This is a genomic window from Pseudomonas sp. NPDC087336, from assembly GCF_044744285.1.
Lineage (GTDB): Bacteria > Pseudomonadota > Gammaproteobacteria > Pseudomonadales > Pseudomonadaceae > Aquipseudomonas.
Map to the genome: position 1 here is coordinate 57,752 of NZ_JBIUYA010000022.1, position 25,109 is coordinate 82,860.

At 58.9% G+C, this 25,109-nt stretch carries 24 protein-coding genes, 4 tRNA genes and 1 pseudogene; 16 read left to right on the forward strand and 13 right to left on the reverse strand.

What is annotated here, in order from left to right; all coding sequences use genetic code 11:
- The first annotated feature begins 275 nt into the window (after positions 1-275).
- The 4 genes from ACIO0C_RS21270 to ACIO0C_RS21285 all read left to right on the forward strand — a co-directional run bounded on the left by ACIO0C_RS21270 (position 276) and on the right by ACIO0C_RS21285 (position 690).
- A tRNA-Asn gene (locus ACIO0C_RS21270) sits at positions 276-351 on the forward strand.
- Between the two features lie 9 nt (positions 352-360).
- Positions 361-437 (forward strand) — tRNA-Pro (locus tag ACIO0C_RS21275).
- Positions 438-442: 5 nt separating this feature from the next.
- Positions 443-518 (forward strand) — tRNA-Lys (locus ACIO0C_RS21280).
- A gap of 95 nt (positions 519-613) precedes the next feature.
- Positions 614-690, forward strand: a tRNA-Pro gene (locus tag ACIO0C_RS21285).
- Between the two features lie 157 nt (positions 691-847).
- Here the strand turns inward: ACIO0C_RS21285 and ACIO0C_RS21290 are convergent.
- Genes ACIO0C_RS21290 through ACIO0C_RS21305 form a run of 4 tightly spaced genes read right to left on the reverse strand, consistent with a single transcriptional unit; the run spans position 848 to position 3,581 of the window.
- Complete coding sequence (locus tag ACIO0C_RS21290) at positions 848-2,146, reverse strand: NAD(P)/FAD-dependent oxidoreductase (protein WP_180204564.1); 1,299 nt, start codon at positions 2,144-2,146, stop codon at positions 848-850.
- A 60-nt stretch (positions 2,147-2,206) separates the two neighbouring features.
- A complete protein-coding gene (locus ACIO0C_RS21295) occupies positions 2,207-2,380 on the reverse strand; it encodes a DUF3094 family protein (protein WP_033866070.1) in 174 nt (57 codons plus the stop codon).
- A 50-nt stretch (positions 2,381-2,430) separates the two neighbouring features.
- Positions 2,431-2,958 (reverse strand): MOSC domain-containing protein, encoded by a 528-nt coding sequence (locus ACIO0C_RS21300; protein WP_401315018.1) that lies wholly within the window; start codon positions 2,956-2,958, stop codon positions 2,431-2,433.
- On the reverse strand, positions 2,955-3,581 hold the full coding sequence (locus ACIO0C_RS21305; protein WP_007970534.1) for a DUF1780 domain-containing protein: 627 nt from the start codon (positions 3,579-3,581) through the stop codon (positions 2,955-2,957). The genes ACIO0C_RS21300 and ACIO0C_RS21305 overlap by 4 nt, the downstream gene beginning before the upstream one ends.
- Before the next feature lie 231 nt (positions 3,582-3,812).
- Between ACIO0C_RS21305 and ACIO0C_RS21310 the strand changes: the two genes are divergently transcribed.
- The 5 genes and pseudogenes from ACIO0C_RS21310 to ACIO0C_RS21330 all read left to right on the forward strand — a co-directional run bounded on the left by ACIO0C_RS21310 (position 3,813) and on the right by ACIO0C_RS21330 (position 9,119).
- Positions 3,813-5,180 carry an aromatic acid/H+ symport family MFS transporter gene (locus ACIO0C_RS21310; protein ID WP_401315019.1) on the forward strand — a complete coding sequence of 456 codons (1,368 nt, stop codon included), beginning with the start codon at positions 3,813-3,815 and terminating at the stop codon, positions 5,178-5,180.
- The gene (locus ACIO0C_RS21315; protein ID WP_401315021.1) at positions 5,177-6,397 is read left to right on the forward strand and encodes a benzoate/H(+) symporter BenE family transporter; all 1,221 of its coding nucleotides are present in this window, start codon (positions 5,177-5,179) and stop codon (positions 6,395-6,397) included. The genes ACIO0C_RS21310 and ACIO0C_RS21315 overlap by 4 nt, the downstream gene beginning before the upstream one ends.
- Positions 6,398-6,414: 17 nt before the next feature.
- Positions 6,415-7,683 (forward strand): OprD family porin, encoded by a 1,269-nt coding sequence (locus tag ACIO0C_RS21320; RefSeq protein WP_401315022.1) that lies wholly within the window; start codon positions 6,415-6,417, stop codon positions 7,681-7,683.
- A 65-nt stretch (positions 7,684-7,748) separates the two neighbouring features.
- Positions 7,749-8,353 (forward strand): annotated as a pseudogene (locus ACIO0C_RS21325) (substrate binding domain-containing protein); the annotation flags it as partial.
- Between the two features lie 76 nt (positions 8,354-8,429).
- Entirely contained in the window at positions 8,430-9,119 is a 690-nt protein-coding gene (locus ACIO0C_RS21330) for an energy-coupling factor ABC transporter permease (RefSeq protein ID WP_401315023.1), read from the forward strand.
- 20 nt (positions 9,120-9,139) lie between these two features.
- On the opposite strand, the gene ACIO0C_RS21335 is transcribed toward ACIO0C_RS21330, so the two are convergent.
- Complete coding sequence (locus tag ACIO0C_RS21335; RefSeq protein WP_401315024.1) at positions 9,140-9,481, reverse strand: hypothetical protein; 342 nt, start codon at positions 9,479-9,481, stop codon at positions 9,140-9,142.
- 181 nt (positions 9,482-9,662) lie between these two features.
- On the opposite strand from ACIO0C_RS21335, the gene ACIO0C_RS21340 reads away from it, so the two are divergent.
- From ACIO0C_RS21340 to ACIO0C_RS21360, 5 genes are read left to right on the forward strand one after another with little or no spacing between them, the layout of a single operon-like run.
- Positions 9,663-11,111, forward strand: a complete 1,449-nt coding sequence (locus ACIO0C_RS21340) for a c-type cytochrome (RefSeq protein ID WP_401315026.1) — start codon at positions 9,663-9,665, stop codon at positions 11,109-11,111.
- Positions 11,112-11,153: 42 nt separating this feature from the next.
- Complete coding sequence (ctaD, locus tag ACIO0C_RS21345; protein ID WP_401315079.1) at positions 11,154-12,929, forward strand: cytochrome c oxidase subunit I; 1,776 nt, start codon at positions 11,154-11,156, stop codon at positions 12,927-12,929.
- Positions 12,926-13,618, forward strand: a complete 693-nt coding sequence (locus ACIO0C_RS21350) for a cytochrome c oxidase subunit 3 (protein WP_401315028.1) — start codon at positions 12,926-12,928, stop codon at positions 13,616-13,618. The genes ctaD and ACIO0C_RS21350 overlap by 4 nt, the downstream gene beginning before the upstream one ends.
- 6 nt (positions 13,619-13,624) lie before the next feature.
- Positions 13,625-14,329: a heme-copper oxidase subunit III family protein gene (locus tag ACIO0C_RS21355; RefSeq protein ID WP_401315030.1), complete on the forward strand. Its 705-nt coding sequence runs from the start codon at positions 13,625-13,627 to the stop codon at positions 14,327-14,329.
- A 13-nt stretch (positions 14,330-14,342) separates the two neighbouring features.
- A complete protein-coding gene (locus ACIO0C_RS21360; protein ID WP_401315032.1) occupies positions 14,343-14,660 on the forward strand; it encodes a cytochrome C oxidase subunit IV family protein in 318 nt (105 codons plus the stop codon).
- A 29-nt stretch (positions 14,661-14,689) separates the two neighbouring features.
- On the opposite strand, the gene ACIO0C_RS21365 is transcribed toward ACIO0C_RS21360, so the two are convergent.
- From ACIO0C_RS21365 to ACIO0C_RS21385, 5 genes are all read right to left on the reverse strand, one after another.
- Positions 14,690-15,250 carry a magnesium transporter gene (locus tag ACIO0C_RS21365; protein WP_401315033.1) on the reverse strand — a complete coding sequence of 187 codons (561 nt, stop codon included), beginning with the start codon at positions 15,248-15,250 and terminating at the stop codon, positions 14,690-14,692.
- Positions 15,251-15,482: 232 nt separating this feature from the next.
- On the reverse strand, positions 15,483-15,683 hold the full coding sequence (yacG, locus tag ACIO0C_RS21370; RefSeq protein ID WP_008058361.1) for a DNA gyrase inhibitor YacG: 201 nt from the start codon (positions 15,681-15,683) through the stop codon (positions 15,483-15,485).
- The gene (gene coaE, locus ACIO0C_RS21375) at positions 15,680-16,303 is read right to left on the reverse strand and encodes a dephospho-CoA kinase (protein ID WP_272603583.1); all 624 of its coding nucleotides are present in this window, start codon (positions 16,301-16,303) and stop codon (positions 15,680-15,682) included. The genes yacG and coaE overlap by 4 nt, the downstream gene beginning before the upstream one ends.
- On the reverse strand, positions 16,300-17,172 hold the full coding sequence (locus ACIO0C_RS21380) for a prepilin peptidase (protein WP_401315035.1): 873 nt from the start codon (positions 17,170-17,172) through the stop codon (positions 16,300-16,302). Before ACIO0C_RS21380 ends, coaE begins: the two co-directional genes overlap by 4 nt.
- A 1-nt stretch (position 17,173) precedes the next feature.
- Entirely contained in the window at positions 17,174-18,391 is a 1,218-nt protein-coding gene (locus ACIO0C_RS21385) for a type II secretion system F family protein (protein WP_401315036.1), read from the reverse strand.
- 309 nt (positions 18,392-18,700) lie between these two features.
- On the opposite strand from ACIO0C_RS21385, the gene ACIO0C_RS21390 reads away from it, so the two are divergent.
- A complete protein-coding gene (locus ACIO0C_RS21390; RefSeq protein WP_401315037.1) occupies positions 18,701-19,120 on the forward strand; it encodes a pilin in 420 nt (139 codons plus the stop codon).
- 308 nt (positions 19,121-19,428) lie between these two features.
- A complete protein-coding gene (locus ACIO0C_RS21395; RefSeq protein ID WP_401315039.1) occupies positions 19,429-19,782 on the forward strand; it encodes a BON domain-containing protein in 354 nt (117 codons plus the stop codon).
- 183 nt (positions 19,783-19,965) lie between these two features.
- On the opposite strand, the gene ACIO0C_RS21400 is transcribed toward ACIO0C_RS21395, so the two are convergent.
- The 3 genes from ACIO0C_RS21400 to ACIO0C_RS21410 all read right to left on the reverse strand — a co-directional run bounded on the left by ACIO0C_RS21400 (position 19,966) and on the right by ACIO0C_RS21410 (position 25,057).
- A complete protein-coding gene (locus ACIO0C_RS21400) occupies positions 19,966-22,926 on the reverse strand; it encodes a DUF748 domain-containing protein (protein ID WP_401315041.1) in 2,961 nt (986 codons plus the stop codon).
- Positions 22,927-23,019: 93 nt separating this feature from the next.
- Positions 23,020-24,036 (reverse strand): class I SAM-dependent rRNA methyltransferase, encoded by a 1,017-nt coding sequence (locus ACIO0C_RS21405; protein ID WP_401315043.1) that lies wholly within the window; start codon positions 24,034-24,036, stop codon positions 23,020-23,022.
- A gap of 151 nt (positions 24,037-24,187) precedes the next feature.
- Positions 24,188-25,057 (reverse strand): oxygenase MpaB family protein, encoded by an 870-nt coding sequence (locus ACIO0C_RS21410; protein WP_401315044.1) that lies wholly within the window; start codon positions 25,055-25,057, stop codon positions 24,188-24,190.
- Between the last annotated feature and the right edge of the window lie 52 nt (positions 25,058-25,109).

Below are 25,109 nucleotides of genomic sequence, written 5' to 3' on the forward strand. Positions count from 1 at the left end.
GGCCTCGCATTGCGAGGCCTTTTTTTCATTCAGGCTGTTGAACTCTAAGGAAAAGGCTTGTAAAGTGCGCCCCGCAGTAAGTCACCCGCCAGGGTTTCTGCTCCCAAGCAGGAATCTAAAATAAGTTGCAAATCATTAACTTGAATGCAAATTAGGGGGTTGACAGAGGTGCTGAAGATTGTAGAATAGCGCGCCTCAGACACACGAACGCAGCGATGCGAACGGGTCGAAGAGAACGCAGTAAAGCTACAAAGTTGTAAATTGAAATGTGTAGTTCCGTGATAGCTCAGTCGGTAGAGCAAATGACTGTTAATCATTGGGTCCCAGGTTCGAGTCCTGGTCACGGAGCCAATTTCAAACCGGGGTATAGCGCAGTCCGGTAGCGCGCCTGCTTTGGGAGCAGGATGTCAGGAGTTCGAATCCCCTTACCCCGACCATTTTTGGGTCGTTAGCTCAGTTGGTAGAGCAGTTGGCTTTTAACCAATTGGTCGTAGGTTCGAATCCCACACGACCCACCATTTTTGAAACCAGTTAACGCTGGAATCGAATCTTAAGATCAGACGCCAAAAGCTCTGTTCGCAGAAGGCGCCTTTCAAAGGTGCCTTTTTTTTACCGGGGTATAGCGCAGTCCGGTAGCGCGCCTGCTTTGGGAGCAGGATGTCAGGAGTTCGAATCCCCTTACCCCGACCATACTAAAAATCCTCGTATCGAAAGATACGGGGATTTTTTTTGTCCAGATTTCAGGGACAGCGGTGAAGCATTCGCTGGCAAGCCAGCTCCTACAAGTCCGATGCGGTCCGTAGGAGCTGGCTTGCCAGCGAAGAGGCCCTGGAAGGCGCTAAAGAGCTTAGTGCAGCTTCAGGCGCGGCTCGGTCCCGCGTCCAATCTTGCTGCCCAGCATCAGCATCGCCGTGCGGAACGGCCCGTACAGCGCCATCTGGTGCATGCGGTACAGCGACACGTAGAACATCCGCGCCAGCCAGCCTTCCAGCATGACGCTACCGGTCAGGTTACCCATCAGGTTACCCACAGCCGAAAAACGCGACAGCGAGATCAGCGACCCGTAGTCGGTGTACTTGTACGTAGGCAGAGGCTTGCCTTCGATTCGCAATTTCAGCGATTTGGCCAGCAACGAAGCTTGCTGATGCGCTGCCTGGGCGCGCGGCGGCACATTGCGATCAGTGCCCGGTTGCGGGCAAGCCGCACAGTCACCGAAGGCGAAGATGTTCTCGTCACGGGTGGTTTGCAGGGTCGGCAGCACCTGCAGTTGATTGATGCGATTGGTTTCCAGGCCATCGATGTCCTTGAGGAACCCTGGCGCACGGATCCCGGCGGCCCAGACTTTCAGGCTGGCATTGATCACCTTGCCGTCCGCGGTGATCAGGCTGTCGGTCGTCACCTCGCTGACGGCGGCGTTGGTCATGACGTTGACCCCGAGTTTTTCCAGGGTCTTGTGTACCGGCCCGCCGATCCGCTCCGGCAGGGCCGGCAGCACGCGAGGTCCGGCTTCGATCAGGGTGATGTGCATGTTTTCCGGTTTGATCCGATCCAGGCCATACGCCGCCAGTTCATGGGCGGCGTTATGCAGTTCGGCGGCCAGTTCGACCCCGGTGGCACCCGCACCGACGATGGCGACGCTGATCTGCTCGACCTTGTCGGTCTGCCCCGCGTGGGCGCGCAGGTAGTGGTTGAGCAATTGTTGATGAAAGCGCTCGGCCTGTTTGCGGGTATCCAGGAACAGGCAATGCTGCGCCGCGCCCAGGGTGCCGAAATCGTTGGTGGTGCTGCCCACGGAGATCACCAGCGAGTCGTAAGGCACTTCCCGGGCGGGCACCAGTTCCAGTCCGGCTTCATCGTAGGTAGCGGCCAGCTGGATTTTTTTATTGGCGCGATCAAGCCCGCTCATGCGCCCCAGCTGGAATTGGAAGTGGTTCCATTTTGCCTGGGCCACATAGTTGAGTTCGTCTTCGGACGAGTTCAGCGACCCGGCCGCGACTTCGTGTAACAGCGGTTTCCAGATGTGGGTCAGGTTCGCGTCGACCAGCATCACGCTGGCCGTGCCGCGCTTGCCCAGAGTCTTACCCAGACGGGTAGCCAGCTCCAGACCGCCGGCGCCGCCGCCGACAATTACAATACGATGGGACATGGGGATAACTCACAAGGCTAAAGAAAATCGGTGTGGTTACCCAAGCGAGCGCCAGGCAGCTCATAGCGTCAGGTAACTGATAAGTCGGCTCAGCAGGCCCAGACCAATGGTCACTGCCAATACCAGCACCAGGAGCATCCACGGCCGGAAAGGCCGGCGCTCGACTCGATGTTGGGACAGTTGCAGATAGGCTTCGACATGCTTTTGGTCTTCGGGGTTCAGGCGGCTGGTCATAATGGCCTCGTCAGTAGACGTTGCTGAAGGTGAAGAAGCTACAGGCAGACTCAACGAACGTTGAACGGAGCATAGCCGCTGACCGGAATGGGCTCGACGCTCACCTTGTCGTCCAGTCGAATGATGCCACTTTGTAACACCCGGGCGGTGATTCCACCATGTCCGCGCACGGCCTGGAACGTCCCGGGGCCCAGCTTGTGTTGCAGGCGTGCGCAGGGTTGGCACCAGCCGGTGGTTTCGAAAATCGCCTGACCGATGCGGAAACGCCGGCCCTTGAGGCTGAACAGATTGATGCCACTGATAACGAGATTGCGCCGCAGATCTTCAGGCTTGACCGGTTGATCGTCCGGGCGACCCATGAGCGAGCTGATCACTGCCAGATGCTCCCACTGAATCAGCGTCACCTGCCGCGCATTGCGCACGCCAGGGCGGGCGCGATCGCCGGTCAAGCCGGCCTCCAGTCGCGCCTCCACGGCATCCAGTTCGATCATTGGCACGTGAGGTTCGGGACGCACGCCGATCCAGCGTACGCGACCGATCTGCGGCACTTCGCCAATCAGTTCCTGCAATGGGCTCACAGGCTGATCCCGACGTCGAACACAATGCTGCGGCCCAGGTTGCTGCGCAGGAAATCCGGTGCATCGGGATGCGCGAACAACACGCGGGCGAAGGTCGGGCCCACCAGCGACAGCGAGCGCCAGCCCTGGCGCAGGTATTCGGTGGGTGGTGGGAAATGGCTGTTGAGGTCCAGCACTTCGCGCTTGAGGCTGGCGAAGGCAATGATGTCCAGCTCGCCCAGGTCCATGCCGCGCTCTTTGTAGTTGTGCGCTTTTTTGCGCAAGGTCGGCGCCAGCCGCAACAAGAACTCGTTGGCCGGTATGCGGCGGGGCTTGGCCTCGCGCCGGACCAGTTGGCTCAGGGAGAACGCGCTGCGCCGCCGTTGCAGTTCGTCGCGCCATTCATCATTGAGGCGTCGGCCCTCGTCGAGAACGAAGAACACCTCGAAACTGGCGTCGCGAAACAACACGTCCGGCGGCTCTCCTGCCGGGGCGAATTCGTCGGCGCGGTAGGGAATGTTCAGGCCTTGCAGCAGGCGCTGGCAGACCCAACGCTCTCGCTCCCATTTGCGGGCATTGGACAGGAACGCGTTGGCTTGCTCGGCCGCAATGGTCAGCAGGCGTAAGTAATCTGAGTCATCCATAGGCCCAAGCTTAGCGCTCAAATCTGATCGCAAAGAAAACAGTTTGTCGCACAGGTGCAAATACCGCTGCGAAATTCCCGCCTGCAACACCTCATTACGCCTCTGCACAAAACGGATAGCGATCTGCGCGATGCGGATATTGACCTGCGCCAGACGCCTCTAGCATCGGCTGTACGGACGTAAGCCGTATTCCCGATGCTCTTAAAAGAAAAACAACAAGAGATGAACGCCATGCGCAAAATCGACGTACACGAGGTTATCGACAAGGCTCGCTTCAACCGCTTTCACTGGATGGTGCTGTTCTGGTGTGCACTGATCATCATCTTCGACGGTTACGATCTGGTGATCTACGGCGTGGTTCTGCCGATGTTGATGAAGGAATGGGGGCTCAGTCCCCTGCAAGCGGGTGCGCTGGGCAGTTATGCATTGTTTGGCATGATGTTCGGCGCACTGTTCTTCGGCCCGCTGTCGGACAGGATCGGCCGCAAGAAAGCCATCACCCTTTGCGTGATCCTCTTCAGTGGTTTCACCGTGCTTAACGGTTTCGCCAGGAACCCCACGGAGTTTGGTATCTGCCGCTTCATTGCCGGCCTGGGCATTGGTGGCGTGATGCCCAATGTCGTGGCGTTGATGAACGAATACGCGCCGAAAAAAATCCGCAGCACCCTGGTGGCGATCATGTTCAGCGGTTACTCGGTGGGCGGCATGCTGTCCGCCGGGCTGGGCATCGTGCTGATCCCGAGCTTCGGCTGGCAGTCGGTGTTCTACGTGGCGATCCTGCCGTTGCTGCTGTTGCCGCTGATCATGTATTTCCTGCCCGAGTCGGTGGGGTTCATGCTGCGCCAGGGGCGCAATGACGAAGCCCGCAAGATTCTCCAGCGGATCGACCCGGCCTATGTCGCACAAGCCGATGACCAGTTGCACATGATTGAGGTGAAGGGCACTGGCACCCCGGTGTTGCAGTTGTTCCGCGAGGGCCGTGCGCTGCGCACGCTGATGCTGTGGCTGGCGTTTTTCTGCTGCCTGCTGATGGTCTACGCCTTGAGTTCCTGGCTGCCAAAACTGATGGCCAACGCCGGTTACAGCCTGGGCTCGAGCCTGTCGTTCCTGCTGGTGCTGAATTTCGGCGCGATCTTCGGTGCAGTCGGCGGCGGTGTGCTGGGTGACAAGCTCAACCTGCCGCGTGTGCTGTCGGTGTTCTTCGCCATGGCGGCGGTGTCGATCACCCTGTTGGGCTTCAACAGCCCGATGCCGGTGCTGTACCTGTTGATCGCCATCGCTGGCGCCACCACCATCGGCTCGCAGATTCTGCTGTACGCCTGCGCCGCCCAGTTCTACTCCATGAATATTCGGTCCACGGGTCTTGGCTGGGCTTCGGGCATCGGGCGCAATGGTGCGATCGTCGGGCCATTGCTGGGGGGGGCCTTGCTCGGAATCAGCTTACCGCTGCAACTGAACTTCATGGCGTTTGCCTTGCCTGGTGCGATTGCCGCCATCGCCATGACGGTGTTCGCCATCAGCAGTCGGCGCAGTGCCCGACAATCACTATCAGGCGCGCAGCAGGGCGCGTCTGGCGGAGCTGTCGGCGAGGCTTCATGAAGACCTTGATGCGCGACTTTTCCCCGTCTGCGGCCGTGGCCGGATTCATCGCCACGGTGATTTCCTACGCGGGTCCCCTGGTGATCATTTTCCAGGCCGCCGAGGCCGCGCACCTGTCGCGGGAGGTGCTGTCGTCGTGGGTCTGGGCGATTTCCATCGGCAGCGCCGTGCTCGGCATCGGCCTGAGTTTGCGCTACCGCGTGCCGGTGATCATCGCGTGGTCGGCGCCCGGTTCGGCGTTGCTGGTGGCGTTGTTGCCAGCAATCTCCCTGCCGGAAGCGGTGGGTGCCTATCTGGTGAGCAGCCTGATCATTTTCCTGGTCGGGGTCTCGGGGGCGTTTGACCGGATCATCGGCAAGCTGCCGGCAGCGGTGGCGGCGGCGATGCTGGCGGGGATTCTGTTCAGCTTCGGCACCGGGCTGTTCGTCTCGTTGCAGGGCAAGCCGTTGCTGGTGCTGGCGATGTTTGTCACGTACCTGATCTGCAAACGGCTGATGCCGCGGTATGCGGTGCTGATGGTCCTGCTGGTGGGTTGCTCGATGGCGTTGCTCGCCGGTGATCTGCATCGCGAGGCACTGGTCATCGGCTTGGCCACGCCGGTGTGGATCACCCCGGCGTTCAGCCTCAGCGCAACGCTGAACATTGCCTTGCCGCTGGTGATGGTGGCGCTCACCGGCCAGTTCGTTCCGGGCATGGCAGTGTTGCGCGCCAGCGGCTACGCCACGCCATCGGGGCCGATCATCGCCAGCAGCGCTTTGGGCACGGCCCTGTTGGCGCCGTTCGGTTGCCACGGGTTGAACCTGGCGGCGATTACCGCGGCCATTTGCACCGGCCGCGAGGCCCACGAAGATCCCGGCAAGCGTTATGTGGCCGGGGTGGTGGGTGGCCTTTGCTACCTGGTGCTGGGGATCTTCGGCGCCACCCTGGTCTCTCTGTTTTCCGCATTCCCCAAGGAACTGATCGCGGCCCTCGCCGGATTGGCGCTGTTCGCGGCGATTGCCGGAGCGCTGGCGGGCGCGATGGCGGTGCCAAGCGATCGCGAAGCCGCGCTGGTGACCTTTCTCACCACCGCCTCGGGCATGTCGCTGTTCGGGTTGTCCGCGGCTTTTTGGGGACTGATTTTCGGCATGGTCACCCATTTGATGTTGAGCAGCCGTCGCTCCACCCCACGCCGCGAAAGCGCTGCGGCCAAGGCACTTCTACCTGTCGATCAATAAAAATAAGAGAAAAAACGATGAAACAGATTCTTCCAACAACCGGTTCAGTGTTGTCCATGGCTGTCGTCTCGGGTTTCTCCACCGGTGCGATGGCCGCCGAGGGCGGTTTCATCGAAGACACCACGGCCACCTTGCAGGCACGCAACTACTACTTCAGCCGCGACTATTCCGACATCGTCGGGGCCAATCAGCAATCGAAGGCCGAAGAATGGGCGCAGGGATTCATCCTCAACGTCAAATCGGGTTATACACAGGGCACCGTCGGCTTTGGCGTGGATGTAATCGGCCTGCTCGGGCTCAAGCTCGACAGCAGCCCGGATCGGGTCAATACAGGTTTGCTGCCGGTGCAGGATGACGGGCGTGCTGCGAACGATTACAGCCGTCTGGAGGGCGCCTTGAAGATGCGCTACTCCAAAACCGAACTCAAAGTGGGGGAGTTGCAACCCAACCTGCCGGTGCTGGTGTTCAGCGATATCCGACTGCTGCCGCCCAGTTATCAGGGTGCGAGCATCAGTTCCAGCGAGATCAATGGCCTGACGCTGCAGGGCGGGCATTTGAATTCCACCAGCCTGCGCAACGAGGCCGGTGACGAAAAAATGCAGGCCATGCTCGGTCATGTCCCGCAACGTCAGGTCAGCAGTGACGGCTTCAATTTTGCCGGGGCTGATTACGTCTTCAACGATAAACGCAGCTCGGTCAGCGCCTGGTACGGGCAACTGGAAGACATTTACAACCAGCGCTTCCTGGGGCTCAAGCACAGCCAGCCGATGGGTGACTGGGTATTGGGGGCCAACCTCGGCTACTTCGATTCGCGCGAGGACGGCAAAAAACTGCTGGGCAATATCGACAACCAGGCGTTCTTTTCGCTGCTGTCGGCCAAGCGCGGCGGTCACACATTTTATCTCGGCTATCAGGGCATGTACGGCGACAGCGCGTTCCCACGGGTGTTCGCCAACATCTCACCGCTGGGCAACGAAGTGCCGACCTACGAGTTCGCCTCCACCGATGAACGCTCCTGGCAGGCGCGTTACGACTATGACTTCGCGGCCCTGGGGGTACCGGGGTTGACCAGCACCGTGCGCTACATCTCCGGCAACAATGTAGACACAGGGAAAGGCTATGAGGGCAAGGACCGTGAACGTGACCTGGACATCGGCTATGTGCTGCAGAGCGGCAGCCTCAAAGGCCTCGGCATCCGTGTGCGCAATGCGATGGCGCGGTCCAACTACCGCAGTGATATCGATGAAAACCGCTTGATCCTGAGTTACACCTGGACGCTGCTCTGAGTGCCAAGGCGAATCACAGGCTGCTGGTGCAATCACCGATGACGTTGTAGGGCACGCGGCGGGCTGCCCGCTACAGCGAGCTTTATCCCGGTGTGGTGATCGAGTTGACCCTGTCGCAGCGCAATCCCGACCCGCTGGAGGAAGGCCACGACGTGGTGATTTCGACGGCCCAGGAACTGGCCGATTCGCAATTGGTCACCCAGGGTCGTCGGGCGGTTTTACAGCGTGCCCTGCGCTTCCCCGCAATATCTGCAACGCCGGGGTGTGCCGGATCATCCGCTGGCGCTGGGGCGATCATCAGTGCTTGCGCATGCTCGACCCGTTGTACAGCGATCAGTGGCTGTTTCAGGACGAGGAGGGCGAGCATGCGGTCAGTCCGTCCAGGACTTTTCAGTGCAATGTCGCCGAGTCGATGGTCAAGGCTTCGGAGGCCGGCATGGGCATCAGCCTGATTCCGTTCTACACCGCCACGCGTTTCTTGAGCGACGGCAGCTTGATGCGTTTGCTACCGGACTATCGGCCGCGTCAGCGTAATGTGTATGCGCTGTATCCGTCGCGGCGCTTTCTCGATGCCAAGGTCCGCACCTGGGTGGATTTTCTCAAGATCGAGCTGCCCAGATTGTTCGCCGAGCATGAAGCGGTGATCAACGATCCCCGGCATTGGGCGTGAAGTCGAGGGGCCGGCAGAGGGCGGTGTAGACTGAAGGCCTGTTCTCTATCGGCAAGACAAGGGAGTGTGCCCCGTCATGATCGGCGCCGAATTGCTGTCACCCGCAACCCTCACCGTGGGGTGGCTGATCTATGTGCCGGTGCTGATCTGGGCCGTTGCGCGAGTGTCCTGGGTCGAACTGTTCAGCGACAGCCGTCGCCAGCATTTGTTGTTCGGCACGGTGTTCGCGCTGTTCGCGCTGTGGCTGGTGCGACGGGATTTCGATACCGGCGTGTCCTATCACTTTATCGGCATGACCGCGGTGACCCTGTTGCTCGACTGGCCGTTGGCGATCGTTGGCGCAGTGGTGGCGCAAACGGGGCTGGTGCTGCTGGGCCGTCAGGACCTCATGGCCATGGGGGTCAATGGCGCACTGTTCATTTTGTTGCCGGTGTTGATCACCGAATGCTGTGCGATTCTGGTGGAGCGCGCGCAGCCACGAAACCCCTTCGTGTACATCTTCGTTTCCGGTTTCTTCGCTGCAGCCCTTACAGCGTTGCTGTGCCTGGTGCTGTCGCTGACCTTGTTGTGGTACGACGAGCGGTTTGCCATGCCTTACTGGCTCGAAGACTTCATTGGCTACCTGTGGCTGCTCATTTTTCCGGAGGCGTTCATCAACGGCATGGTGGTCAGCGCGCTGGTGGTGTTCTGCCCCGAGTGGCTCGAGACCTTCAACCGTACGCGCTATCTGTCGGCGCCCTGGAAGGACGACGATCCCAAGTCTTGATCCCTTTCAAACCTGCCGTTTCAATCAATCAACTGATCAATCAGGACCACGTTGGAATAGATCAGGCTGCCATCGCTCGCCCGGTGTCCGACCAGATGGAACTGACCACGCTCGTAATGCAGATAGACGCGCATCTGACAGTCAGACAAGGGGCCGTACCCCTCTGGCAAGACCAGGTTCAAGGTGTTCATGTCGACGTCGACCATGATTTCTTTCAGGTCAGGGGTCTTCTGCAGGCGTTCTTCCGCTTCCTCCAGGCGTAGATGGAGGGGGCCGTCGACGTAAAAATGGATTTCGCCTATCGGGTCGGATGGTTGATTGGGGTTGGGTTTGCACCGGCCTTCGAGCGTCAGGTTACTCATGACGAATCCTCCATCGGGGCTGCTGGACTGCCATTGAGTATAGCCGCCTGCCGGGTCTCGCTTGCCGACCTATACTTTTCACTGGATTTGCCACCTTGGGTGGTAGTTGCCGGCCCTGTCTGGACGTCAGTGGCGGTGCTTGCGCGAGGCCTGTGAGCAACAGCAATAGGATGAAGAGAAAATGGCGATAGCAATTATCTTGATTCTAATCGTTATTGCCTCAGTGCTCTTTCATGTACTAGCGCCCTGGCATGCGGCACCGCCCGCTTCCAACTGGGGATCAATAGACACCACGCTGTTCATCACTTTGATCATTAGCGGAATATTTTTCATCGCCATTACGGTGTTCATGGCAGTCGCCGTGATGCGTTATCGTCACAAGGAAGGTGCCAGGGCGCACTACCAACCAGAAAGCAAGAAGTTGGAATTCTGGTTGATTGTCGTTACCTCGATCGGTATCGCCGCCATGTTGGCGCCAGGCCTGGTGGTCTACAACGATTTCATCCGGGTTCCGAAAGAGGCCTATGAACTTGAAGTGGTCGCCCAGCAATGGCAGTGGACCTATCGTTTTCCCGGCCAGGACGGGAAGTTGGGCAGGTCGGATATCAAGTTTGTCGATGCCACCAATCCCCTCGGTGTTGATCCAAAAGACCCCGCCGGGCAGGACGATGTACTTATAAAAAACAATGAAATCAGGCTTCCACTTGATAAGCCGGTAAAAGTTTTACTGCGTTCCAAAGATGTGTTGCACAACTTCTACATCCCGCAAATTCGCAGCAAGATGGATATGGTGCCAGGGATGGTGTCGTACTTTTGGTTTACCCCCACTAAAACCGGGAAATATGAAGTCCTGTGCGCCGAGTTTTGTGGCGTAGGCCATTACAACATGCGCGGCCAGATGATCGTGGAGGAGCAGGGCGCCTTCGATCAATGGTTGAGCGGCCAGCCGAGCTTTGCGCAGACATTGGCCACCGCTGCCAAACCCGGTCAGGACAGCGTGCTGGAAAAGGGTCGCCAGTTGGTCGAGCAATACGGTTGCAGTGCCTGCCATAGCCAGGATGGCAGTACCCGTCTCGGCCCGGGATGGAAGGGGCTGTACGGTCGCACTGAACAGTTTGCCGACGGCACCAGTGCGCTGGTCGATGAGGCTTACCTGAAAGAGTCGATCCTCAAGCCGCAGGCCCGCCTGGTACAGGGCTACCCGCCGGTGATGGTGGCCTATACTCTCAAGGACGATGAACTGGCTGCGATCGTCGCCCTGATCAAATCACTGGGCGCTGCGCCGCAAGCGTCGGGTCCGGGCGAGGACTTGGTGGCGCAGGGACAACAGCTGGCCCAATCGCTCGGTTGCCTGGCCTGTCACAGTGTCGATGGCAACAAGGGCGTCGGCCCCACCTGGCAGGGCCTGTATGGCTCGACAGTCACCCTGGCCGACGGTACGAGCGTAAAGGCCGATGAGGGCTATCTGAAAGAATCGGTTCTTGATCCCGCTGGCAAAATCGTCAAGGGCTATGCGGCCGTCATGCCGGCTTTGAAACCGAGCGATAAGGACTTGGACGCGCTGATCGCCTTTATAAAATCCAAAGCCAATGCCGACGCGAGCAAGGCGCAACCAGGGAAGTCGCCGTAAACAGCCAGGAATGCACCGAAACTTCGACAGGAGGATGACGTGATGGCCTATGCGGAGCAAGCCGAAACAGAAGCACTGCACGAACCCAAGAGTTTCCTGACCAAATACATCTGGAGTCAGGACCACAAGGTCATCGCCGTTCAGTATTCCTTGACGGCGCTGTTCGTGGGGCTTATCGCCGTGGTGTTGTCCGGCTTGATGCGCATGCAGATAGGCTTCCCCGGCAGTTTGGCGTTCATGGATGCCAGTACTTACTATCAGGCGATGACCATGCACGGCATGATCATGGTCATTTACTTGCTGACGGCCCTGTTTCTGGGGGGCTTCGGCAACTATCTGATCCCGTTGATGGTGGGCGCCCGTGACATGGTCTTCCCCTATGTCAACATGCTCAGTTACTGGTTCTACCTGCTGGCGGTAGTGGTGTTGCTCGCCAGTTTCTTTGTCCCTGGCGGCCCAACGGGTTCGGGCTGGACGCTATATCCGCCACAATCGATCAGTCAAGGCACGCCAGGGGTCGAGTGGGGCATCGTGCTGATGCTGGTCTCGCTGGCGATTTTCATCGTCGCCGCCACCATGGGTGGGTTGAACTACGTCACCACGGTGTTGCAGGCGCGCACCCACGGGATGACCTTGTTCCGCATGCCGCTCTCGGTGTGGGGCATCTTCATGGCCTCGATCATGGCGTTGCTGGCGTTCCCGGCGTTGTTTGTCAGTGCGGTCATGATGCTGTTCGACAAACTCCTGGGCACCAGTTTCTTCATGCCGGCGATGATCTCGCTGGGGCAGCCGCTCGATCACCAGGGTGGCAGCCCGATATTGTTCCAGCATCTGTTCTGGTTCTTTGGCCACCCTGAAGTCTATATCGTTGCGCTCCCCGCGTTTGGCCTGGTTTCCGACCTGATCAGCACCCATGCGCGTAAAAACATCTTCGGCTACCGAATGATGGTGTGGGCGATTATTGCGATTGGCGTGCTCAGCTTTGTGGTCTGGGCGCACCACATGTATGTCAGCGGCATGAACCCGTATTTTGGCTTTTTCTTCGCCGTCACCACCTTGATCATCGCAGTGCCGACGGCACTGAAAGTCTACAACTGGGTGCTGACCCTGTGGCGGGGCGACATCCATCTGACCGTGCCGATGCTGTTTGCCCTGGCCTTTATCGTCACCTTCCTGGTCGGCGGTCTGACCGGGTTGTTTCTCGGCAATGTGATCGTCGATATTCCGCTCTCGGACACCTATTTCGTTGTCGCCCATTTTCATATGGTCATGGGGGTCGCACCGGTACTGGTGGTGTTCGGCGGCATTTATCATTGGTTCCCTAAAGTCACCGGGCGCATGTTTAACGACACCCTGGGCAAGTTACATTTCTGGATAACTTTCCTGGGCACCTATGCCATCTTTTTCCCCATGCACTACCTGGGTTTCCAGGGCATGCCGCGTCGGTACTACGCCTATGACAACTACGCCTTCATCCCGCAGTCGGCACAAGAGTTGAATGCCTTCATTACCGTGGTCGCATTGATCGTCGGCGTTTCCCAGTTGCTGTTCGTGTTCAACATGGCCTGGAGTGTATTCAAAGGTAAACCCGCCGGCAGTAACCCCTGGGGCGCGGCCAGTCTGGAATGGCAAACCCCGGACACCCCACCGGTTCACGGTAACTGGGGAGCGAAGCTGCCAGTCGTGCATCGCTGGGCCTATGACTACAGCGTGCCGGGGATAGAGCAGGATTTCGTGCCGCAAACGGTCTCCGCCGAGGAGCTGGAGCAAATGCGGCAACTCAGTGCCGGAACCAAGATAGCGGATGTTAAGACATGAACAGACTGCTATTGAGAAATGCCGACGGCGCTGACCCCGGCGGCAGTTGGAATCGTGATCCTGACGGTATTCAGTCCACCGAGGGTGCCGAAAGAAACCAGATCGCAAAAACAGGCCTGCGGTTGTTTCTGGCCGTGGTGAGCTCGCTGTTCCTTCTCTTCCTGCTCGCTTTTATCGCCCGCTCGCAGATGGCCGACTGGCTACCCCTGACAGAACCCATGGCGCCACTGGCCAATCCTTGGCAACTGTGGGTGAACTCGGCTTTTCTGGTATTGAGTTGCATCGCACTGCAGTGGTCGCGCATGGCCGCCCGCCGGGCTCGCATGGACGCAATGGTCATTGCATTTGTAGTGGGGGGAGGATTTGCCATTGCCTTTCTGGCGGGGCAACTCTGGGTCTGGCAGCAGTTTGTCGACTGGGGCTACTTTGTCGCCGGCAATCCGGCCAACAGCTTTTTCTACCTGTTGACCGGTGTGCACGGCCTCCACCTGTTGGGCGGGTTGATTGCCTGGGGTCGGACCGTCGTTAAATTCCTGCGTCAGGTGCCGCTGCCGCAACTCAGCGCCAGCATCGAGCTCTGTGCCATCTATTGGCACTACCTATTGGGTCTCTGGTTCGTGCTGTTCGCGCTGCTGACCAGCACGCCACAAACCTATGAAACCATCGCCAGACTCTGCGGCCTGAGGTGAAAAACCATGGCATCGCATCCGCAAACCCCCGTCGAGTCCGATCCAGCGAGTCCGCTGCCTGCACCGGGATGGCAGGGCATCGCCAGCGACTGGGCCTCGGATAAGGATGCTTTCAAGCAGGTCCACTGGGGCAAGGCGATGATGTGGATATTCCTGCTCAGCGATACGTTTATATTCACCTGTTTCCTGACCGGCTACATGTCGGTACGCATGACCATCACCGACCTCTGGCCGAACCCCAGTGAAGTGTTTGCACTGACGATTGGCGGTAAGGAAATCCCGCTTATCCTGATCGCCATCATGACCTTTGTGCTCATCAGCAGCAGCGGCACCATGGCCATGGCCGTCAATTACGCCTATCGCCGGGATCGCGCGAAAACCACCGCCCTGATGCTGGCGACTGCAGCCCTGGGGGTGACTTTCGTCGGAATGCAGGCCTTTGAATGGAGCAAACTCATTTCAGAAGGGGTGCGTCCTTGGGGGAACCCTATGGGGGCGGCGCAATTTGGTGCCAGCTTTTTCATGATCACCGGTTTCCACGGACTGCATGTGTCCATCGGCGCCCTCTACCTCAGCATTGTGGCGATGAAAGTATTGCGCGGAGATTATGAGCGCTCCGGAAACTATCAGAACGTCGAGATAGCCGGGCTTTATTGGCACTTCGTGGATTTGGTGTGGGTGTTTATTTTTGCTTTCTTCTATTTATGGTAGAGGAGCACGGGTGATGGCACACGCTCAAGGTCAGCAACATCCAATCAGCTTGTATCTCAAAATCTGGGGACTATTATTCGTTCTCAGCACCCTGTCCTATCTTGTCGATTATTTCCAGTTCCACGGCTACCTCAGGTGGTCGCTGATTATCACTTTCATGTTGCTGAAGGCAGGCTTGATTGTCTCCATCTTCATGCACATGGCCTGGGAACGGTTGGCCATGGTGTACGCCATATTGTTGCCACCGTTGTGTTTACTGGTACTCGTGGGACTGATGGCCACCGAGGCAGACTATGTTTTCCTCAGCCGGGTCATTTCCTTCGGCCAATAAGCCGCTTCGGTGGCCTTGAGTCTCCAGGGCTAACCCGATATCACCCGCTTGAACTGATGCCATTTGTGCTGCCAGGCGACTGTCCAGTGGGGGGCTGCCGCTCCCGTGCCGGCGATCATCAGATTGGGATGATGTCCGATTACCTGATCCAACAGGGATTCCTGATTCGGATCGACATCCACGAAGAAGATGTGTTTGCCCTCTTGTACCGCCTGTTTGTAATTGCGGAAGTGAGTGTTCGGCACCTGGAACCCGAAAAAACCGCCTTCCCAGATGCAAAAACCCAGGACAACAATGGCAAGGAAGATGAAGGGCATCCAGCCTACGGCAGATTCGGTCCAGCCCATCCAATAGGCGCCACCCAGGACCAGCGCGGCCAGTGGCAGACCGATCACCGCACCAATCTCACCAGAACGAACAGCATCCTGTTCCATTAACGAGCTAATCTCATGGAGGTGATGTTGTTCAACATCAGCAACCTTTTGGCTGAGCACATGAATTTGTTCGGAATTGATGCCGCTGGCTTCCAGTTCATCTTCAACGGCTTCAAGATCGTCGAGATTGTCACTGATGTAATAGTGTCGATTCATACCACACCTCCCATCTCGTGTTGGCTTTGAACCTCCTGTGTCCTGCAGCCAATTACCGAGATTGTGCCGTCGGTAACAGTCCCCGTGGGGAACGTTGCACATTCATGCAATTCGAGAGAAGTATAGCATTCGCTAAAATGCTGGATTTTAGGGGGCAAGCCCTGAAAAGCAGCATCAGGGCCTGGCTCGCCGGTTCGATTTCGGTCAAATGCCAGGCCGCTGATGATCGGGATCAATGACGCGGGTCGAAATCGCCGCTGAACAATTCGTCCTCGGCGTCCGGGGCCACTGGAATCTTGTGCTCTTCCGACGCCCAGGCGCCCAGGTCAATCAATTTGCACCGGTCGGAGCAGAACGGCCGGAATTTGCTCTCGGGGCTCCATTCGACAGGGGCACCGCAGGTTGGGCATTCGACGGTTGGGGTCTGGCTCATGATTGGCCTCCACGCAAAGTAAGGTAAAAGTGATGCAGGCGTTCGACCTCGCTGTGCAGCCAGGCGAGGTCGCGGTCGTTGACCACCACGTCGTCGGCATGGCTTACGCGATCCTGGCGGCTGGACTGCGCCTTGAGGATCGCCTGGACCTGCTGTTCGCTGGTCTGGTCACGCCGCAGGGTGCGTTCGATCTGCAACTGTTCCGGGGCATCGATCACCAAAACCCGTTGGGTCATGGCGTACTGGCCGGACTCAATCAGCAGCGGCGAAACCAGGATCGCGTAAGGTGATTTTGCCAGCGCCAGGTGATGGGCAATCTCTTCGGCGATCAGCGGATGCAACAAGGCCTCCAGCCAGAGGCGTTGCTCCGGTACTTCGAAGATCAGTTTGCGCAACGCGGCGCGGTCCAGTTGCCCGTCGGCTTGCAACACGCCGGGACCAAAGTGTTCGGCAATTTTTGCCAGTGCCGGCCGACCCGGTTCCACCACCCAGCGAGCGGCATGATCGGCATCGACCGCATGCACGCCCAGGTCGATAAAGTGTTGGGCCGCCGCACTTTTGCCGCTGCCGATGCCGCCGGTCAAGCCGAGAATCCAGGGTTTTTCCACAGGGGTATTCATTTCAGACCGACAAACTGCCAATAGAAGTCGGTTATTTGACCACCCCAGAGCAAGGCAATCCAGCCGGCAATGGCCAGATAGGGGCCGAAAGGGATGGGTGTCGATGTTTGTACCTTGCGCAGGCGCAGGTAAATCACGCCGATGATCGCGCCCACCAGGGATGACAGGACGATCGTCAGTGGCAGGATCTGCCAACCGCCCCAGGCGCCAAACATCGCCAGCAGCTTGAAGTCGCCATGCCCCATGCCGTCCTTGCCGGTGAGCAGCTTGAACACCCAGAACACCGTGCACAGCGCCATGTAGCCGGCAATGGCGCCCCACAACGCCTCAGGTAATGTCACGAACAGGGCGAAGCTGTTGACGATCAGCCCCAGCCACATCAGCGGCAGCACCAGTACATCCGGCAGCAGTTGATGCTCGGCGTCGATCAGGCTCATGGCCAGCAAGCCCCAGGTCAGGAGCATCGCCATGCCGGCTTGCCAGCCGAAGCCGAAGTGCCAGGCAATGAACGCCGACAGGAGGGCGCAGACCAGCTCGGTCAATGGATAGCGTTTGCTGATCGGCGTCGCGCAGGCCGAACAGCGCCCGCGCAGGAACAGGAAGCTGAACACTGGAATGTTTTCCCAGGCACGAATCCGGTGGCCGCAATGTGGGCACTGGGAGTGCGGCAGCATCAGATTGTAGGTCGGCAACGGCGTTTCGTCGGGCAACCCGAGGATCTCATGGGCCTGCACGCGCCAGTCGCGCTCGAGCATTTTCGGCAGGCGCCACACCAGAACATTGAGGAAGCTGCCAACCAGCAGGCCGACTACCCCGGCGATGACGACGAAAGCCAGCGGGAAGTGGGTCAGAATTTCGTTCAAGGGCATGTCAGATCGCTGAGCCGAGTTGGAAGATGGGCAGGTACATCGCGACCACCAGGCCGCCGACAATAACACCCAGCACCACCATGATGAACGGTTCCATCAGGCTGGTGAGGTTGTCGACCATATTGTCGACCTCGTCCTCGTAGAAACCGGCGACCTTGTCCAGCATGTCGTCGAGTGCGCCAGACTCCTCGCCAATGGCGGTCATCTGCACGGCCATGTTCGGGAAAACACCGGAAGTGCGCATGGAAAAATTCAGCTGCATGCCGGTCGCAACGTCCTGCCGGATGCGCAACACCGCGCGTTTGAACACGATGTTGCCGGTGGCGCCGGCCACCGACTCCAGGGCGTCGACCAGCGGTACGCCGGCGGCGAAGGTCGTCGACAGCGTGCGAGCGAAACGGGCCACCGCGGACTTGTACATCAAGGTGCCTATCAAAGGCAGTTTCAGCAGCCAGGTGTCCGTTCGGTCGCGAAAACCTTGCGAGGTTTTCAGGGCGCGGCGCACAGCCAGAGCAGCCGCAATGACTGCGCCCAGCAACATCCACCACCACGCTTGCATGAACTGCGACAGGTCGATGACCATCAAGGTGAAGCCCGGCAATTGAGCACCAAAACCCTTGAACACCGATTCGAATTGCGGCACCACCTTGATCAGCAGGATGCCGGTCACGATGATCGCGACGCACACGACGATCAGCGGGTAGGTCATGGCTTTTTTGATCTTCGCCTTGAGACTTTCACTTTTTTCCTTGTAGGTCGCCACCCGTTCCAGCAGGGTGTCCAGCGCGCCGGCCTGCTCCCCGGCGTCCACCAGGTTGCAGTACAACTCATCGAAGTATTGCGGTTTTTTGCGCAGGGCCGCGGCGAAGCTGTTGCCCGCTGCCACTTCCTGCTTCACCTCATCGACCAGCTTGCGCATGGCCGGGTTGTCGAAGCCTTCACCGATGATGTCGAACGACTGCAACAACGGCACGCCGGCCTTCATCATGGTCGCCATCTGCCGGGTGAAGAGGGCAATGTCCTGGGCCTTGATGCGTTTGCCGAGATTGAAAATCGACGTGGTTTTCCTGCGCACCTTGCCAGGATTGATGCCTTGCTTGCGCAATTGCGCCTTGATCAGCGCCGGGTTTTGACCGCTCAACTCGCCCGTCACCTTCGTGCCTTTCCTGTCTGTACCTTCCCAGGTGTACACGCTGGTTCTTGCTGCCTTGACTGCCATGTTCAGTCCTTGCTGACCCGTTATAACGCCGTTGCATTGATCGCAACCGACCCTCATAGATCGTGAATGTGCCGATGCGTTCCTCGGGATACCGGGTACAAGGCATTCAAGACTTATAGCCTAGTCAATTGGTGGAGCCAAACCAGCGCTCTTGAGGTGACGAAAAGTGTCAGATTGTGCGGTTCCTGAGGGTAAAAGGGAGCTTTGTGGCGACCGTGCACCCCGGGAACAGGGCGCCACGGGCTTGGCATGGGCTGTGCTGCAGACGGTGCAGATCATGAGATTTCGACTCATGCACGGAGGCTGTCATTGAACAATCAAAAAGGTTTTACCCTGATCGAGTTACTGATAGTGGTGGCGATCATCGGGATTCTGGCGACGTTTGCGCTCCCTGCTTACTCCAAGTACCAGGCGCGGGCCAAGGTCACGGCCGGGTTGGCCGAGATTTCAGCATTGAAGGTGCCGTTTGAAGATCTGATGAACCAGGGGACGGACCCGGATCTGGCGCAGGTGGGCGGTTCCGCCAGCACGTCCAACTGCACCATGACCGCAGCGGGCAAAGCTGCCGAGGGTACGGGCACGATTGGTTGCACAATCCTCAATGCTCCGGCGCAGGTGCTGAATAAAACCATTACCCTGACGCGCTCATTGACTGGCTGGGCGTGCACCACCGGTGTCGACCAGGACTACGCGCCGAAAGGCTGCACGGGCGTTGCGCCGAAAGCTTGATCCATTGGTTTATTGCCTGATACCCCGCCGCTGCGGGGTATTTTTTGCTCGCTGTTCAGAAACATCGACTCATTGAGAAAACTTCCAAAAATTCATGGCCTTAGGCCTTCTTCAAAACCCGCAACTTGCATGTCGATAATGTCCAACTCATGCATTTTGCATGATTGTGAAAAATGACTGTTTTTCTAACTTATTGATTTATAAGAAATTAATGTTTGTTTCAAAGTTGGCACAGCGTTCGCAATATCTCTGGTAACCCTGCTGACAGATCACCCAGCAGACTTTCCAGAAAAACAGGAGTTACTCGTATGAAGAAGTTCGCTATTGCTGCCGCTACTGCTACCGCGCTGACCCTGACCATGGCCAACGCTGCGTTTGCCCAGACTCAGGCCACACAAGCACCGATGATGCTGGCCGCCGGTGAAATGACCGAAGCGAAAGAGGATGTTTCCGATACCTGGATCACTACCAAAGTCAAATCAGACCTGGTCACCGAAAAAGGCATTCCAGGTACCGATATCAAAGTGGAAACCAACAAGGGTGTTGTGTCCCTGTCGTCCACCGTTGCAGTAACGGACGCTCAGAAATCCACTGCGGTGGCCATCACCAAGAAAATCAAAGGCGTCAAGGCAGTCTCCGCTGACGGCCTCAAAGCCGAGTAAGGCAAGACTTCTCGCCTGGACTGGGAGAAGGCGCGGCAGGCGGGCTGAGTCATACGTCTGCCGCAACTTAGAAGTTCATGCGACCGGCCACAAGGACGTGGCCATTACAGGCCCTGGCATTCGTGTCGGGGCCTGTTCTATTTAAAGCAAAAGATCGCAGCCTGCGATCTTTTGACGTTTAGTTCACTCGGCGTCCAGATGCAGTGGCGTAACGACCTTGCCGTCTTTTTCCGCTTCGCCCAACTGGGCATCGATGAAGTACACGCGGTCGTCGGCGAGCTGGCCCTTGTCGACCAGGTAATCCTTGATGCTGCTGGCGCGTTCCTGACCCAGCTCACGCAATAACACTTCGCTGGAGCTCCAGAACTGGATCACGTCCGCACGCATTTTCGCGGTGCGTTCTTCTTTGCCCAGGTCTTTCCATTCGGCAGGTGGCTGGACCTTCAGGCGTGTGCGGTAGATCCCTTCCAGCAACGGGCCTTTCTCGCTGTCGGGCACCTCCAGCAAGGCAGCCTTCGCCGGCACCTTGTCGCCACGGCGCTGGAGCATTTTGTAGTAGTTGTACTGGTATTCCCGTTCCAGGCGTTGCTCGGCGATCAGCGGGCCGTCACTGCTCTTGGCGGCGGTGCCTTCGATTTCCAGGCGTAGGGCCGGACGTTCCTTGAGGGCCTGGGACAGTTTGACCAGTGCCGCTTCGGCGTCCTTGTTCAGGTCGCTCGAGCCCGGGGCGAATGACACGGTACCCAGGTCTTGCGAACCACCACCGGCCACCAGGCCGCCAATGAGCTTGAACGGCGCGGCGGCGGCCTTGACGATCAGGTTGCGCAGGGTCTGCCAGACAATCGGCATCACGCTGAACTGCGGGTTATTCAGGTCGCCGCTCACCGGCAGTTCGATGGAAATCTTGCCATCGACATCCTTGAGCAAGGCGATGGCCAGTTTCAGTGGCAGGCTCACGGCATCCGGGCTGTCGACTTTTTCGCCCAGTTGCAACTGCTCGACCACCACTTTGTTTTCAGCCTTGAGCTGGCCCTTGACGATCACGTAATGCAAATCGAGGTTGAGCCGGCCCTTGCGGATGCGATAACCGGCGAACTTGCCGGAGTAGGGTGTCAGCGTGGTCAGTTCCACGCGTTTGAAGCTGGTGGCGATGTCGAGGCTGGCCATCGGGTCGAACGGGTTGACCGCGCCCTTGATGGTCACCGGTGCATAGCGATCGACCTTGCCTTTGATGTCGACACTGGCCGGTTTCGCCTGACGGCTGTCGATGGTGCCGATCGAACCGTTGAGCTGCTGGATAGCGGTGGCGAAGTTCGGGGTCAGGCTGAAGTCGGCGAAGTTCGCGGAACCGTCGTTGATGGCAATGCCACCGATATGGATGCCCAGGGGCTTGTCCTTGCTGGCGGCGGGTTTGGCGGCGGCAGGCTTGGCGCCAGCGCCAGTGTCGGCCGGTTGTGGGATCAGCAGATCATCGATGTTGGTGGTCCGGTCATCGTTGATCATGAAGCGCGCATAGGGTTGCAGCAGGTTGATCTTGTCGATCGACAGGCTGTCGCCGTGTTGATAGTTCAGGCCTTCGACTACTAACTGTTGCCACTTGAGGAAGTCGCGGGTTTTCAGGGTGTCGAGGGTATGCAACTGATCCACCTGGGCGCGGCCGGTAACGCTGAGGGCCAGGGGGTCGGTGCCTTTGAGGTTGACCGCCATGTCGCTGCCGAGCATGCCGCTGCGCAGTTCCAGGCGAATGAACGGGCTGATATAGGACTGGGCGACGCGCAGGTCGATGTCCTTGGTCTGTACGTTGAGTCGGGCGCTGACCGGCGCCAGGTTGACCTCGCCATCGGCCGTGAGCTTGCCCTGCTTGCCAACGCCGGTGTCGAGCTTGAGGAGGAAGGGCGAGCCATTGAGGCTGTCGAACTTCTGCAAGTCGAGATTCAGTGGGCTCAGCTCCAGCTCCACCGCAGGCTGCGCTTTGCGGTCCACCAGATGCACTTTGTAATCGCGCAATTGCACATCGTTGAGCAGCACTTGCCAGGGTTTGCCTGGCGTTGCCGGTTCGGGTTTCGGCGAGTCGGCTGCCGCCGGGGTGCTCGGCGGCTCGGCGTTGGCCTTGGCCGCCGGTTTTGACGGTTGGCTGGCGAACAGTTTCTGCCAGTCAAGTTGCCCGTCGGCTTCCAGTGCTGCCCAGGTTTCCAGTTTGTGGCTACGGATCTTGCCGACCACCACCTGTTGCTTGGCCAGGTCCACCGTGGTTTCGCTGATGTCCAGGCGCTCGAGTTTCGCCAGCGGCCGACCGTCCGGGGCCTTGATCGCGAAGGGCGCGACACTGACCGCGACGTTGTTCAGCAGCAGTTCGGTTTGCTTGGACAGGTTGAGTTTGTAATCGGTACTGAGGTTGAGTACGCCACTTTCGAGGTCCAGGGGCACCGCGTCGCGCACATAAGGCCAAAAAGCTTTCATTTTGCCGTCGGTGATTTTCACCTTCCCTTCGGAGGCCAGCGGAATCAGGCTGAAGTTGCCGGTCCAGTCAATCTGGCCGCCGTTGGGACCAATTGCCACCAGCGTCATGTCGGCGCTGTCTTCAGGCAGGGTGCTGAGGTTCTTGAGTTCGAAATCGAGCTTGTCGTAGAGGAACTCGATGGGTTCGCTGGGGCGTGTATCCTTGAAGTGCAGCGATCCGTCCACCAGTTTGATGCGGTCGATGCGCAGCGGGAATGGCTTGGCGTCAGGATCGACTGGCGTCGGTTCGCTGGTCGGCAATTTGAACAAGCCGATCAGGTTGAGCTTGCCATCCTTCGCGAAGAGCACCTCGGTCTTGGATTTTTCCAGCTCGATTTCCGACAGATGCAGCGCCTTGGTCCAGAGACTGTCGAGTTGCAGGTTGGCGTACAGGCGTTCGAAGCCGACCTGCTCCTTGCCGGGCTCGCCGATGTTCAGGCCCCACAGGGTCACTTCAAGGCTGAAGGGATTGAGTTCGATGCGCTGGAGCGTGGCGGGCGTCGTCGCGTAGTTGGCCAACTGCTGGTTGACCAGGCGCAAGGCGATGCCTGGCAAAATCAGAAACCCCAGCAGGCTGTAGAGGGCCAGAGCAGTCAACAAGGCGCCGATGGCGCGAATCAATCCTTTGTACATGTGAGGCTTCATCTGTCTGGATCGGAGTGCCTTGGAGTATGGCACGCGATTTCGGTTCCGAAGTCCTCACATCGAGCAGGATTTATCTGAAAACAACGGCGATTTTCAGAACTGCAGAATCAGGGTTTTCAGGGGTGGCTGCTGGTCCATCGACGGGAAGTCGCCGCCTGGTTTCATGACGGTCCACTCCCGTACCGGCCGGCCGGCCTTCTCGGCGCAACGCAAGACCTGCTCGCGCCAGTCGTCCATGCTGACTTTTGCCAGGTTATTGCAGCAGATCAGCACGCCATTGTCTGCGGTGGTCAGCAATGCCGGCTTGAGCAGGCTCTGGTAGTCGCGCAGCAGGTCGACGGTGCCAAAAGCACTCTTGGCCCAGGCAGGGGGATCGAGCAGCACCAAGTCGTACTGGCGCTGCTCCAGGCGTTGATAGCTCGGCAGCTTCTGTCCGCGACGCTGGCTGATGGGCAGGCCGGCCAACTGGCGAATGGCCGGGAAGTAGTCGGACTGGATGAATTCCATGGTCGGCAATTGCGGGTTGAGCAGGCCATTCTCGCGACCGACCGCCAGGTTGCCTTCGGCAAAGTCCAGGTTGCAAACCTCGCTGGCACCACCGGCTGCGGCGCTGAGGCCGACTCCGCAGGTGTAGGCGAACAGGTTCAGCACGCGCTTGTTCCTGCTGTGCTCCTTGACCCAGCCACGGGTGTTGCGCAGGTCGAGGAACAGCAGTGGATCTTGCCCGGCGTGACGCCCGCGTACCCGGTAATTGAGGCCCCACTCGTGGCCAACCAGGTCTTGCAGCGCGGCTTCGTCAGCGCGGTAGACGGTGTCTTCACGGTCGATGCGCGAGTTGCCACGGGAACGGTCGTTGTAGACCAGCAGGGTTTCAAACCCCAGGTATTGATTGACGATTTCGTGCAAGTGCAGCAACGCCTCGCGCTCCAGCGACTGGTGGAAGCTTTGCACCATCAGTTGCGGGCCGTAGCGGTCGATCGTCAGCCCCCCGGCGCCTTCCTGGCTGCCATGGAACAGGCGATAACAGTCGGTGCCCTGGCTGTGCAACTCGGCCAGCAGACCTTGACGATGTTCAAGGGCGGCGCGCAGCGCCTGGTTCAAGGATGACATGCTGGGCGCCTTGCAGGAGGAATTGGGCGCGGGAGTTTAACAGCTTGGACTGTAGGAGCGAGCGGTGCGGTGACCCGACTTGCCCGCGAAGAACGATAACGCGGTCTTGCTGAAATACCGCGTTATCGTTCTTCGCGGGCAAGCCACGCTCCTACAGCAGGCCCATACGCCGTTTCGCACGATGTACCGAACCATTACGCACCGCCCAGCGCAGCATCGGCGCGCTGCGATTGACGCTGGCGCGGATCAGTTTGCGTTGCAGCGGCCCCTGGCTCACGCCGAGCATGTCACTGGCCCAGTCCGGCAGCAGGTCGATCCCGGCTTGCATCATCAAGCCACCGAAAGGCCTGGCCAAACGGCTGGGGGAGGGGGCGTTCAACAGCAGCCGCAGCACTTCGCGACTGCGCTCGTCGCACAACAGTTGCGGGCGAACTCTCTCAAGATAAGCGGCAATATCCAGCCGGGAACGCGGCACGTCACGGGCGCCCAGGCGTTCGGCCACCAAGGCGATCTCTGCGTAGTAACGATCCTGGTCGGCCAGGGACAGGTGCGGGTTTCGATAACGCAAATGCGCGGCCAGGAAGTTGCTGACCTCGGCCACGTGCACCCAGGTCAGCAGGTCGGGATCGCTGGCGGCATAGGGGCGGCCATCGGGTGCGGTGCCAGTGATTTGCAAATGGATGGTGCGGACTTTCTCGATCAGCCAGTCGGCGTCCTGTCGTGAGCCGAAGGTGGTGCCGGAAATGAATTGCCCGGTGCGGCGCAGGCGACCGAGCATGTCCTCGCGAAAATTCGAATGGTCCCAGACACCGGCCAAGGCCAGCGGGTGCAGCGCTTGCAGCATCAGGGCGCTGATACCGCCGATCAGCATGCTGCTGAAGTCGCCGTGGACTTGCCAGCTCACCGAATCCGGTCCGAACAGCCCGGGGTCGCCCTTGGGGCTTTCCAGGTCGAGCTTGCCCAGGGACAGACCGGTCAGGCTCATGATCTGGGTTTCAATGCGGGTACGGATGAATTCCATGGTGTCCCTGTGATTTTCTGTCGGAGCAGCCTGCGACAGCTCCGACAGTAGA